The 13789-nt window shown below is 35.2% G+C and carries 6 protein-coding genes; 1 reads left to right on the top strand and 5 read right to left on the bottom strand.

What is annotated here, in order from left to right:
* Positions 1-242: 242 nt before the first annotated feature.
* From NJT12_RS09900 to NJT12_RS09880, 5 genes are all read right to left on the bottom strand, one after another.
* Entirely contained in the window at positions 243-2057 is a 1815-nt protein-coding gene (locus NJT12_RS09900; RefSeq protein WP_271335735.1) for a glycoside hydrolase family 2 protein, read from the bottom strand.
* A 221-nt stretch (positions 2058-2278) separates the two neighbouring features.
* Positions 2279-3316, bottom strand: coding sequence for a glycoside hydrolase family 43 protein (locus NJT12_RS09895; RefSeq protein ID WP_271335734.1), 1038 nt, complete (start codon positions 3314-3316; stop codon positions 2279-2281).
* Positions 3317-3625: 309 nt separating this feature from the next.
* The gene (locus tag NJT12_RS09890; RefSeq protein ID WP_271335733.1) at positions 3626-4801 is read right to left on the bottom strand and encodes a glycoside hydrolase 5 family protein; all 1176 of its coding nucleotides are present in this window, start codon (positions 4799-4801) and stop codon (positions 3626-3628) included.
* A 79-nt stretch (positions 4802-4880) separates the two neighbouring features.
* Positions 4881-6407 (bottom strand): RagB/SusD family nutrient uptake outer membrane protein, encoded by a 1527-nt coding sequence (locus NJT12_RS09885; protein WP_271335732.1) that lies wholly within the window; start codon positions 6405-6407, stop codon positions 4881-4883.
* 18 nt (positions 6408-6425) lie between these two features.
* The gene (locus tag NJT12_RS09880; protein ID WP_271335731.1) at positions 6426-9434 is read right to left on the bottom strand and encodes a SusC/RagA family TonB-linked outer membrane protein; all 3009 of its coding nucleotides are present in this window, start codon (positions 9432-9434) and stop codon (positions 6426-6428) included.
* Between the two features lie 389 nt (positions 9435-9823).
* On the opposite strand from NJT12_RS09880, the gene NJT12_RS09875 reads away from it, so the two are divergent.
* Positions 9824-13774 (top strand): hybrid sensor histidine kinase/response regulator transcription factor, encoded by a 3951-nt coding sequence (locus NJT12_RS09875; protein ID WP_271335730.1) that lies wholly within the window; start codon positions 9824-9826, stop codon positions 13772-13774.
* Positions 13775-13789 lie beyond the last annotated feature (15 nt).

Genomic DNA, 13789 nt, shown 5'->3' with positions numbered 1-13789 from the left:
CAATCATTGTCATCTTGCGAACTTTGCATAAAACCTTTGCGCTCTTTGCGGTAAAAGTCATTTATATTGCTTTTTTAGAATAAAAATTAAACCTCGTACAGATAGAAATACGTAACTGACTTTTCTCTTTGACTCCCAAAATTGAAACTTCGGGCTATGCATTATTACTATGTTTAGAAACTTGTTTCTTTTTATCTTCTCTTTTCGATACAAAAAACTATGTTTCTATGTGCTTAAAAAAACTATTTATGGTTTAAAGCATCAATAACTTCTGTGTTCATTTTATTCACAGCTTTAAAATCCATTTTATCTACTTTTCTGTCGTAAGTCATGAAGCCGTTTACTTCGCCCTCAACATCCGTTGTTTGCGTGTAAACTGCTGCTGAGAATCCGCTTTTTACATAATTTTTTAGGATTTGGGCATATTTGATATACTCGGCTGTTACTTCACTTTCATTTTTAAATTTTACGTAACCCCAATTGTCATTTGCTCTCCATAAATGACCTTCAAGTGGCAAGCCAATTCCGCCGTACTCACCTAAAACAGTAACTCTTCTGGCATCATACAAATACATTTCAGGTCCCGGATAATTGTGTAAATCGAGAATATCTCCCGTTTGAAAATGATTTCCACCGCTTGATGAATTCGTTAATCTACTCGGATCATGTTGTTTTGTCCATTCTGTAATTTCTACAGTTTTAAATTGTCCCCACGCTTCGTTAAACGGAACCCAAACAACAATACTTGGATACGAATACAAATGATCCATAATTTCCCGCCATTCTTTTCTATAGATTTCTTCAGATTTTGGAGTACGCAGTAATTCAGTTCCTTCAAAATATTTTTTGTTTTGCCATAGCGGTTGTTCATCTCCGCTTGGCATATCCTGCCAAACTAAAATTCCCAATTGATCGCAGTGTGAGTACCAGCGTTCCGGTTCGACTTTTACGTGTTTACGAATCATATTAAAACCCAAATCTTTTGTTTTAATAATATCATATTTCAAAGCTTCATCTGTGGGTGCCGTATACAAACCATCTGGCCACCACCCTTGATCTAAAGGACCAAACTGAAAATAATCTTTGTTATTCAACTGCATTCTCATGATTCCGTTTTCATCTCTTTTTGATGCAATTTTTCGCATCGCAAAATAACTTTTCACTTCGTCAACCACTTTATTATTGCTGATTAAACGGATTTTTGTCTGATATAAAAATGGATTTTCAGGCGACCATAATTTCACATTATTCAAAACAATATCATTGCTTTCGCCAACAACAGCTTTTTCTTTGGCAATTTCTTTTCCTGCGTCAAAAACTGATATTTCGACTACGTCTCCGGTTGTTGCTCCCGCGACATCAGCTTTAATGCTTATCGTATTTTGATCAATATTTGGAGTTGTTTTTAGTGCCGTAATATTTTTTGTATTTACGGGTTCTATCCAAACCGTCTGCCAGATTCCGGTAACAGGCGTATACCAGATTCCTTCGGGATTTTTAACCTGTTTACCTCTTGGCTGCGGCCCATCATTTGACGGGTCCCAAACTTTTACAACCAGTTTTTGAGTTTTTCCTTTTTGGATAAATGGTGTAATATCAAATGAAAACGGTGTATAACCACCTGTATGTGAACCTACTTTGATATCGTTTATAAAAACTTCCGTTTTCCAGTCTACAGCGCCAAAATGTAAAAGGATATTTTTATTATTCCAGTTGGATTCAATCGAAAAATTGGTTTCATACCAAAGTTCATTTTTTGCCCCTACTTCTTTCATCACGCCAGACAAACTAGATTCTACCGCAAACGGAACCAGAATTTGTCCGTCATATTTTGATGGCGCGTTTTTTCCAAATTCCTGAATGGCGTAATTCCATAAACCATTCAAATTTTTCCATTGGCTGCGCTCCATAATCGGACGGGGATATTCTGGTAATGTTTTAGCAGGATCAACCTGTGCTGCCCATTTGGTTTTGATTTTATCGCCCTGAGGTTTCCATTGCGCATTTGCTGCAAACATCGAAAACAAGGCTAAAAAAACGATACTTTTTCTTTTCATGCTGTCTATTTATTTGGCATCTTTCATTAAATAATGCCGTGATATTTCATTTAAATCAAAATTGAATTACCAGACTTATATTCACACAAGTCTGGTAATTACTTAAACTAACTTCACTAACCATATTTTTCCTGAGTTTAGAACTCATTTTTTAAACCATATAAGCAATAAAAGTTCATATTAATTTAAGCTCATCTTATATTGTTTATATGGTTTATTTTTTACTTTTTTGTCAAACCAAATTTCTTCACCAAGCCGTCGTATTCTTTTTTTGAAATTGTAATCATACAACCATGACGTACTTTTTCGGGGAAACTGTATTTATCCCAATCGGAAAAAAAGGTGTAACCTGAGGCTTGAAACCAAGGTCCGTTGAGATTATCTGCGATAGATAATCCGTAGGAAACTCCGGGATATTGTTCGTAATACATGTACCATATTTTATCATCTGGTGAAGGAATCAACATTGGTGCTTCTCTAAAGTTGGGACTGATAGATTGCTGGGGCAAAGAATAAGGTCCTAATAGTGATTTTGATTTCGCAATACGGACGGTTTTTCCGGTTGTCCAATATAGAGTTGGATAGGTTTCATCTTTGATTACGGCGTAGTAGGAATCGCCAACTTTACGAATGAAAACATCAATGGTTCCCATATCCCAATCAAATAGACGTTTTGGTGTTCCTTCAAAAATTTTTAAATCTTTAGATAAAACATACAACGTTCGCTGACTTGCCCAATAACGTTCCGGATCTTCTTTTGTTCCGTCAAGATGTGGCGTGTGCCAGGTCATGATAAACTTTTCTGAGTCTTTGTCATAATATAATTTTGGTGCGCCAATTCGCTGTAAAGCATTCGAATAATCAGGTGTACTTTTTAAATCAGGCGTATAATCAGAGTGTTTTTTCCACGTAATTAAATCATCCGAAACCCAAATGTTGATGGTTTTTGCATCGTCGCCTGTATTTCCTGCGATGTAATATTTTCCGTCCGGACCTTTACAGATATCGGGATGTCCTTTATAATCTTCAAAAACTCTTTTTCCGCTGTTTAAGTTTTCCCAATGCAAACCATCAAGACTCACAGAATAATACAATCTACCATAATCGTTGTGTGTCATATGCGCAAAAAGATACGCTTCGTTTTTAGGTTTTTCATTTCCCTTTACTTGACCAGGCGGATCTGGCTGTTGCGCTTTCGCTGAAAATCCTACTAGAATTACTACCAGAAAAAAGAGCTGTTTTATTGTGTTTTTTTTCATGTTTTTAAAAGATTAAAATGTTTTTTTTGCCACGAATTCCACTAATTATTTTTTGCCACTTCGATAGTATCGGGATAAAAATGTTTTCTTTAACACATAGAGACATCGCTTTTCTTTGACTGAAAAAGGCGTTTCACTTATTAAAATACACATCGCTATTTGTGAAAGCGAGCTTTTTTGTACTCTTAAAAAGAAACAATAAATCTATGTTTCTTTGTGTTTAGTTTTTCATCACAGATTAGAATTAATCATTCTAATCTGCGCAATCTGTGGCAAAAAAATTATCAAATTGACACATTATCTAATTTTCTAATTCTTCTTATTCGCCTCAGCAGTCATTTTCTTAATCAAATCTGTTTCTGCTTTTATATAAGGTGTTCCATCGTTTTTAAGTACTTCGTGAAACCAAAGTTTTGGCTCTGAATCGTATTTTTTCGTCCAGCTGTCCCAAGCATATTTAGTTTGTGTTTTTCCGTCAACAAAACCCCAGTTGATCATGCCAACATTATACTTTTTTGCGATTGGTAAAAATCCCTCAAAAGTGCTTCCGTTTGGTCTTGCCATATATTCTGTACACAATAAAGGTTTTCCGTAACGCTGTAATTGTTTGATTACTTTTTCGAAATCCGCAGGTGTATTATAATTGTGAAAAGAAACAATATCAGATTGTTCGATCTGCATTTTGTGTATTGGTTTCATCTTTGTTTCATCGCTCCAATCACCAACCCAAACTCCGGAAGTTAATGGCTGAGAAGAATTGCTTTCTCTTGCCCAGACAAAAACATTTTTTAAAAGTGGTAGAATCAAATCGACTTTGTTTTTTATTTCGATTTTTTCGTAAGATGGTCCCGTCATATTATCCGGTTCGTTCCATACATCCCAACCTAAAACACGTTTATCATCTTTGAACTTACCAACAGTTTCTTTTACATATTTCTCTAAACGAGGATATTGTGCAGCATCCTGCAAAACTTTTTGCCCCGGACTTTGTACCCAGCCTGAATTGTGTATAAATGGTTTTGGCGCACGTTGTTTTCCTAAAGCTGGAAAAGGATCCCAACAGGAATCAAATAAAACAAATAATGTTTTAATATGATGTTTATCTGCTATTTCCAGAAACTTGTCCATGCGTTTATAAAGACCTTCCGCATCTTGCTTGTGCAATAAATCATGAAGATAAACGCGCATAACATTCATGCCGATAGCTTCTGCCCAACCCAGTTCCTGGTCGATTCTTATGGGATCAAATGTATCTTCCTGCCACATCTCTAACTGATTTATAGCTGTGCTAGGATAATAATTTGCGCCTACTAACCAAGGTTGTTCCGCATACCATTTATTGGCCTGATCTTTTGTCCAGATTTCTCTTTTTTCAACCGCAGTTGTTTCATTTTTATTTTCTTCGGTAGTATTCTTTTTATTGTTGCAACTAAGCAATACAAGTCCTGCCAACATAAATGTCAGACACAATTTTACTTTTTTCATTATAAATTTTGTTGTTTTATGAACGATCGTTCTTTTTATAAGGGAATCAGATTTGTTTGATCTGATTCCCTTTAAGCTATTAATATTCGTCGTGTTGTTTTAATTTCGGATTATTTTCAACCTCAACTTGCGGAATTGGTAATCTTTGATTTTTTCCTACTACAAAGTTTTTGAAATCAGGATCACGAAGTGCAATTTTATCGACAGAAGCCTGAGTGTTTAAATCTCCCCAACGTTTTAAATCTTCCCAGCGAACACTTTCTCCGGCCAATTCTAAAACTCGTTCTGTTTTTAATCTTTCTAAAAATTTATCGTGATCGTTTCCTATTTCAGGATGAGCCACCGCTAAAGCGTTCATGTTTACACGGGCTCTCACTAAGTCTACATATTGATAAGCATCTTGCGTATTTCCCAGTTCGTTCAAAACTTCGGCATAGCGCAATAAAATATCGGCGTAACGAACCAATCTGTAATTTACCTGACTGTAATAATCTTCGTTATTTCGGTAATAATCACGGCTTCCTTTTCTGAACCATGCTTCGTCATTGCCCCATTCCCAGTTTTTACCGTATACTTTGTCTCCAAAATCGGCTAGTAATTGAGGATAGTATAATGTATATCTCAATCTGGTATCAAGATTTCCGTCCTTATTTTTTTCTTGTTTAAAGGCATTTATCAACCAGAAACGAGCTTGTCCGTCAGACCATCCAATTCCTCTTGGTGCAAAAAACTGAGCACGGTTGCTTGAAACTGCAGCACTTTGACCCTCATCTGTTCCTCCGCTTTTTTGATCTCCAAACTGAATTTCAAATACAGATTCACTGTTGTTTTCTTTTAGATCCGTGAAGTTGTCTCTAAAATTTGAAGTTAAACTGTATTTTGCGCCTGCCCCGCTTATTAAATAATCTAAAGCGCCTTTTGCTTCACTCCATTTGTGCTGTTGCATGTATACTTTTGCTAAAAATGCTTTTGCTGCACCTTTATCAGGTCTTCCTGTTTGTTCTGCTGACCATGATGTAGGTAAATCTTCAAAAGCCTCATTTAGATCTTTTTCTACTTGTGCCCAAACTTCGGTTACATTTTTTTGTTCCGGTAAATCTGCTGGTGTAGACGGTGTTAAAACAAGCGGAATATTTTCCCAAAGTATTGCAGCATAATAATAATGTAATGCTCTAAAGAATTTTGCCTGTGCTATAATTCTCTTTTTATCGTCTTCATTCTGAAACGTAATGTTCGGCACATTTGCCAATACCTGATTGCATCTAAAAACGGCTTTATAAGTATCTCTCCAGGTTACTACCTGCCCTTCCCAGAAATTATAATTAATGTAATTAAATCTTGTCCAGTCAGCTAATTCTGTCCACGGGCTATTGCTAAATCCTTCATCAGAAGTCAGGTCTAAGCGAAAATACATCCATCTTGCCCATAATCCATCTTTATAAAACATGGCATAAATGGAGTTTACTCCTGCCTGTGCATCAGTTTCGGTCTTCCAATACTGATCTACGGTTACAGCATTTGGATTGTCCAGATCTAATTCGTTTTCACATGATGATGTGAAAAACAGACCTGAAAAAATTGCTATTAATACTATTATTTTTTTCATTACGCGATTTTTTTAAAATTAGAAGCTAAATTCAACACCAAATGAATACGTTTGTAAGTTTGGGAAAGCCCCGTTATCAACACCTCTCTGAAAAATATTAGAGTTACTAAACTCAGGATCTAAACCTTTGTATTTTGTAATTGTAATAACATTTTGTGCAGATATTGTTAATCTTGCTCTTGTAATTCCGGCACTTTTCAAGACGCTATCCGGAATGTTATAACCCAATCCGATGTATTTCAAACGGATAAAATCACCGTTTTCTAAGAATCTGTCTGTATCTCCCCTTGAGTTCAAAGTTGTTCCTTTTACAATTCTTGGAAAATCAGTATTTGGATTTTCCGGAGTCCAGGGCTGAATTCCTGTTCTGTAATTGCTATTGTCATCAAAACGATCCACAACACTCCTAAATCCGTTATAAACCGTTGCCCCGTGTGACGCAATCCAGTTCATAGAAAAATCAAAACCTTTGTATTCAGCTCCTGCATTTAAACCCATTTCAAATTCTGGCCAAGGACTTCCAACAATATCTTTGTCTTCGTTTGTAATTTGTCCGTCGCCGTTAACATCTTTAAAACGAATATCTCCAGGCTGCGCATTTGGCATAATTACTTTTCCATCCGCATTTTTGTAATTGGCAATTTCAGCTTGGTTTTGAAACAATCCGTCTGTTTGCAAAACGTACCACATTCCTACCGCGTTTCCGGCACGAGTAATCGTATTATCCTGAATATTTTGGTTTTGCCCGTTACCTAATGAAACCAGTTTATTATTTACTTTAGTAAAATTGATCGAAGCATTAAAAGAGAAATCATTGATTTTTTTGCTGTAAGCCAATTCCAGTTCAAGACCTTTATTTTCTACAGTTGCAGCATTAGAAATTGGATTTCCTCCGTCATTTCCGGTAGTTAATAAAATTGGGAAACCAAACAATACATCTTCGGTACGTGCCACAAAATAATCTGCTGTAAAGCGCAAATCGTTGTTCAAGACACCAAGATCTAAACCGAAATTTGATTGTTTTAATTTTTCCCAACGCAATTGTGCGTTTGATAATCTTACCTGAGTTGCAGCAGGATACAAACCTTGTCCGTTACCCAAAACTACAGTTCCAAAAGTATTAATGAAACTTTTATATTCGTAGTTTCCTATATTTCCTGAACCCAATTCTCCGTAACTCGCTCTTAGTTTTAAATCTTTAATAAATTCTGATTTAAAGAAAGATTCGTTATTGATTCTCCATCCTGCAGAAACAGATGGGAAATTCCCCCATTTATTATCGTCACTAAATCTTGAAGATCCGTCTCGTCTGATAACTGCATTAAGCAAATAACGATTATCATAATTGTATTCTAATCTTCCTAAATAAGATGTCAAAGCAGCTTCGTTTCTAAAACCTCCAACTTCCGGCGAATCTCCTAAATCCAGAACATCATAATATGATCCTGTACCTGAGTTTATCAAAAGATTTCTCTTTGTTCCGTAAATTTGGTTGTAATTGTCTTTTTGGAATGTTTGTCCCACCAAAACAGTGAAATCATGTTTACCAAATGCTTTTTTGAAAGTCAGTGTATTTTCATAAAGCAAGGTTTCTGATCTTCCTTTATTTTGGTTGATGAATGATTTTTCTACCGGTTGATTTAAAGTCCAGTTTCCTAATTTCCTCATGAAATTATAGCTATCAAAGCTGGTTTCATATCCAAAATTGAAACGGTATTTCAACCATGGCGTGAATTTAAGTTCAGACCAGATATTTCCTCTTATTCTAAAATTCTCATTGATAGTATTGGCAAAATCAGCAAGAGCCAAAGGGTTTGTACCAAAAGTATCTGCGACACCTTGTTTTCCGTAACCGTAACCACCAGGATTAGAAGCGTCGTAAACAGGAATTGTTGGTGTTAATCTATATACATCAATAATTGGGTTTCCTGACATTTCATCAGTTTTTGAATTACTAATAGCAATGTTTTCTCCAATACTAAAAATACCTTTTGAACCGCTTGAATTTACCCTGAATGAGATTCTGTCAAAATCAGTTCCTACTACAGTTCCTTTATTTCCAAAATAATTTCCCGACATAAAAAATGACGAGTTATCTCCTCCTCCGGAAACACTTACATTATAGTCATTGATCATTCCGTTCTGGAAAACCACATCCTGCCAGTCTGTATCGACTGCCATATTTAAGTTTTGTCTTGGCGCTCCGGCATTATCATACGCCTGATTATTGAATTTAGCGAACTCTTCTGTTCCCATCAAACTATATTTTGGCATTGTAGTAAAACTGCTTTTTGCTGAAGCTTCCACTTTAAGCGGACCTTTTTTACCTTTTTTGGTTGTAATAATAATTACACCATTTGCAGCTCTCGAACCATAAATTGCTGCTGCAGATGCATCTTTTAAAACCTGAATAGTCTCAATATCATTTGGGTTAAAATCTCTGTTTGCAGATGTAACCAATCCATCAATTACATATAATGGGTTAGTACTTTGAAGATTTTTTAAACCACGAATTTCGATATTCGCTTCCTGTCCCGGACGACCACCGCCACGCACTTTTACTCCAGTAACTAAACCCTGTAGTCCGTCTGCTACAGTTGTAATCTGACGTTTTTGAATTTCTTCGGCTTTTACTAGGGAAACTGCTCCTGTAAGGTCTTTTTTCTGTTGAGATCCATACCCTACAACCACAATTTCGTCCAGTTTCATTGCATCTTCTTCCAGAGAAGCGTCTACTGTCGTTCTATTGTTAATCGCAATTTCAATTGTTTTATATCCCTGCGAACTAAAAATCAGTGTTTGATTTGAAGCTGCTTCAATTTTATACCTTCCGTCGAAATCAGTAACTGCTCCGTTTTTGGTATTCTTGATGACAACATTTGCAAACGGAATTGGTTCTCCTGTTACTGAAGATACTTTTCCGCTTATGGTTATTTGCTGTTGCGCATACGTTTGTTGCACTAATAAACTAAAGAAAAACAAGAGGTAATATCTCTGCTTTAAAATTTGAGTGAACTTTGTTTTCATTGATTTTTCATTTTAGATAGTTTTCTTTTTTGGTTGGTTTTGTACTTAATTTGTAAAGTTTTAGCCATCTTTTATCCGAGCGGCGTACCATTGTAAATTGGCATCTGTTAATAATGTGTGCATTTTAATTCAAAAGTATTAATGACGTTATTTTTTAAAGTTAATTTTACTGATGTCTTATTTTTTAAGGTTAAAAAATATCAATATCATTTATTTAAAAAGTCAAAGTAGATGATTTTAATTCAAAATAAAATGATTCATTTGTGTCAATATCTCTCTCAAATGAGTCAAATTGTACAAAACAGACCAGAAAAACAACGACTTGCAACATTATGTCGAATATTGACACGATTTGAATAAGTTCTGGTTTTATCATAAAAAACACAACTATGCGTAAATTCTTTCTTATTGTATTTTTTTCGATTTTTTCAATAAATCTTATTCAGGCGCAAGAATATTATTTCAAACATTTTCAGGTCGAAGAAGGACTTTCAAACAACACCGTTTTGACTTCTTTACAGGACGAAGATGGTTTTATGTGGTTTGGAACTAAAGACGGTTTGAACCGATTTGATGGTTACCGATTTAAAACCTATCGAAGTAATGGCAACCCAATTCATAGTTTAGGAAGCAATTATATACAATCCCTGCATGAATATAAAGGTGTAATTTGGGTGGGTACAGACAAAGGTTTGTACCAATACAATAAAAAGACAGACCAGTTTACAGTTTTAAACGAAGCAATTAATGACAGGATCAACGATATCAACCACGACAAGAATGGAAATATTTGGTTTATCTCAGGAAATATTCTCTACAAATATTCTATGGTAAAAAAAGAAACCAAGACTTTCAACCCCAATAAGTACTTTATTGTGACTTCGATTTCACGCGATGCAAATGGAGAAATCTGGGCATCTTCCCTAAATAAAATCTACCGCTATTCTGAAGAAAATCTTTCGTTTGAAAACATTCCGATTACGCCTCCCGCAGGTTCTGCCAATTTTAGGATTACGGTTATTTATGCTTTAGACAAAAACAATATTGCGATTGGTACACAAGAAGATGGAGTTTTGGTTTATAATATTCCCGGAAAAATGACTTCAGGTCTGCAATTTTCGACCAAGAATCCGGTTTATGTCCGTCAATTTAAAAAGAAAGACAATGACGAACTCTGGATTGCCAGCGAATCAGGAGTTTATGTTTATAATCTAAAAACAAAAGTGAATGTAAATCTGAAAAAAAATTACAATGATCCGTATGCGATTTCAGACAATGCGGCTTATTCTATCACTATTGATAAGGAAAACGGGATTTGGATTGGAACTTATTTTGGCGGTATCAATTACCATCAAAAACAATACACACAATTCAAGAAATACTTCCCGCAGAAAGGGCAAAATTCTATTAGCGGAAGCGCCGTCAGGGAAATCCATAAAGATGATAAAGGCGATCTCTGGATTGGAACTGAAGATGCTGGCTTAAACCGATTTAATCCTAAAACCCAACAATTTACTTCGTATTTGCCCAACGGAAGCAAAAGCAACGTTTCATACTACAATATACATGCTTTGATGCCCAGAAAAGACAAAATTTGGGTGGGAACTTTTGAGCACGGATTAGATGTTTTAGATCGAAATTCAGGCGCCGTTATCAAACATTATAGTGCTAATAATCCGTCGTCAGGATTGAGAAGTAATTTTATTTTTTCATTTTATGAAACCAAAAAAGACGAATTGATCGTGATTACAACAATGGGACTTTATAAATATAACGATCAAAATGATACTTTTGAAACCTTAAAAAACTTTCCTGAAACGACACATTACACGAATTATAAAGAAGACAGCGACGGCAATTTGTGGGCAGGAAGTTATCGCGACGGTTTGTTTTATTATAATCCGAAAACTAAAAAGAAAGAGGTTTTTATTTATGATTACAAAAATCCGAATGGCATTAGTAATAATTCCATCAACTATATTTTTGAAGACAGCGCAAAAAACTTATGGTTTGCCACCGAAAACGGACTGGATTTATTGGATAAAAAAACAAGGACTTTTAAAAAATTCACCACAAAAAACGGATTCCCAAGCAATGTCGTATATTCAATTTTAGAAGATGATGCCAAAAATTTATGGCTGACGACTTCTAAAGGTTTGGTAAAATTTAGCCCGGACCATAAAAGCATTAAAATTTATACCACGGCAAATGGTTTATTGAGCGATCAGTTTAATTATGCATCGGCTTTTAAAGATGATAACGGCGATATGTATTTTGGAAACCTTAACGGAATGATTAGTTTCAACCCAAAGAATTTTACCAAAAACAAATACACGCCTTCGATTTTTATTACCAATTTGCAGATCAATAATAAAGATATTGATGCGAACGGAGATGATTCTCCTATAAAACAATCGATTTCTCATATTGATGAACTGGAACTTAACAGCAACCAATCGTCGTTTAATCTTGAATTTGCTTCCTTAAATTACACGGCTCCTGAACTTACAGAATATTGGTATAAACTCGAAAACGTTAATAATGACTGGGTTTATCTGGAACGCAACCACAAAGTTTTCTTTACAGAACTGGCACCTGGCGATTATGTTTTTAAAGTAAAATCATTGAATAGTTTTGGCGTTTGGAGTAAAGAAGTCGAATTAACAATAAGAATCCTTCCTCCGTTTTGGGCAAGTTCTTATGCTTACTTTTTTTATTTTCTCTTAATTTGCGGTTCGTTTTATTATATAATTCGGTATTCGCAAAATTTAACCCAGATTAAGAACAATCGCAAAATAAAACATCTTAACGACGAAAAAGAGAAAGAAATCTATCAGGCCAAAATTGATTTTTTTACCAATGTAGCGCACGAAATCAGAACGCCATTGACGTTGATAAAAGGACCTCTGGAAAAACTTTTAGTGATGGAACACCAATTGCCGGAAGTACCTCAGAATCTTTCTATAATGAAAAAAAATACCTCACGATTATTAAAATTAGTAAACGAATTATTAGATTTTAGAAAATCTGAAATTGGAGGTTTGAAACTTACTTTTGTCGAAGCAAATATTTCATCGATGGTGAGGAATTTTCATTTAAGATTCAGCCAATTGATTGAAGAAAGAGGCATTAAATTTGAACTGGAACTGGGCGATAAAGATATTTTTGCTTTTGTAGATAAAGAGGCTTTCAAAAAAATCCTGAGCAATTTGATGAGCAATGCCATTAAATATGCCAAAGACAAAGCCTCGATTACACTTTTCAGGGACGAAAAAAAACTGACTTTGATTGTGAAAAATGACGGGAATATAATTCCGTTTCATTTAAAAGATAAAATTTTCGAACCATTTTTCAGAGTGGATAATATGGATACGACTTCAGGAACGGGAATTGGGCTTTCGCTGGCGCATTCGCTAACGCAATTGCATCACGGAAACTTACAGGTAATTCCAGATTCAGAAGTTAATATTTTTGAACTTGTGGTTCCGCTGCGCCAGGAAGAAGAATTTATGTTTTATAATGAACCTGAAAAAGAAGAAATCGAAACTGAATCCGAAACTATTGCAATCGAAAACAAACACGAGAAACCACAGCTTTTGATTGTAGAAGACAATGAAGATTTACTGAATTTTATTGCTACAGAATTGTCTTCGGTTTACACTGTTTTAAAAGCTGATAATGGCGAAAATGCGCTGAAAATAATTCACAACGAAAACATTCAATTGGTGATAAGTGATGTTTCGATGCCTGTTATGGACGGAATTACGCTGTGTAAAGAAATCAAATCCAATCTGGAGACGAGTCATATTCCGGTTATTTTGCTTACGGCCAAAAACTCGCTAAAATCTCAAATTGATGGTCTTGGTGCTGGCGCAGATGCGTATATCGCAAAACCTTTCTCAATGGATTATTTAAAAGTTCAGGCTAATAATCTGATCGAAAATAGAAAACAGATTATGAATTATTATGCGAGTTCGCCACTTTCGCACATTAAAAGTATCGCACACAATAAAACCGATGAAAAGTTCCTTAAAAAACTGGATGACGAAATTCTAAAAAACATTACAGATCCCGATTTAAGCGTAGAATCACTCGCAGAAATCATGAATATGAGCCGTTCGACTTTGTATCGAAAAATCAAGGATATTTCGAATCTAAGCCCGAATGAACTGATCAATTTAGTTCGGTTAAAAAGAGCTGCAGAACTACTTTTGAACGAGAATTTTAAAATGTATGAAATCGCAGAAAAAGTGGGTTATAAATCTCAGACGAGTTTTGGAAGAAATTTTCAAAAGCATTTTTCTATGACACCATCTGAATATATTGCCATGAATAAATAACTTTGCAATCTCAAT

This window comes from Flavobacterium azizsancarii (assembly GCF_027980145.1).
Lineage (GTDB): Bacteria > Bacteroidota > Bacteroidia > Flavobacteriales > Flavobacteriaceae > Flavobacterium > Flavobacterium azizsancarii.
Note: the sequence above shows the minus strand (reverse complement) of the source record. Positions and strands in the feature narration are given on the sequence as shown.

Coding starts and splice junctions, on each gene's coding strand:
- NJT12_RS09890 (WP_271335733.1), bottom strand. CDS start 4,801: ATGAAAAAAGTAAAATTGTGTCTGACATTTATGTTGGCAGGACTTGTA.
- NJT12_RS09875 (WP_271335730.1), top strand. CDS start 9,824: ATGCGTAAATTCTTTCTTATTGTATTTTTTTCGATTTTTTCAATAAAT.
- NJT12_RS09900 (WP_271335735.1), bottom strand. CDS start 2,057: ATGAAAAGAAAAAGTATCGTTTTTTTAGCCTTGTTTTCGATGTTTGCA.
- NJT12_RS09885 (WP_271335732.1), bottom strand. CDS start 6,407: ATGAAAAAAATAATAGTATTAATAGCAATTTTTTCAGGTCTGTTTTTC.
- NJT12_RS09895 (WP_271335734.1), bottom strand. CDS start 3,316: ATGAAAAAAAACACAATAAAACAGCTCTTTTTTCTGGTAGTAATTCTA.
- NJT12_RS09880 (WP_271335731.1), bottom strand. CDS start 9,434: ATGAAAACAAAGTTCACTCAAATTTTAAAGCAGAGATATTACCTCTTG.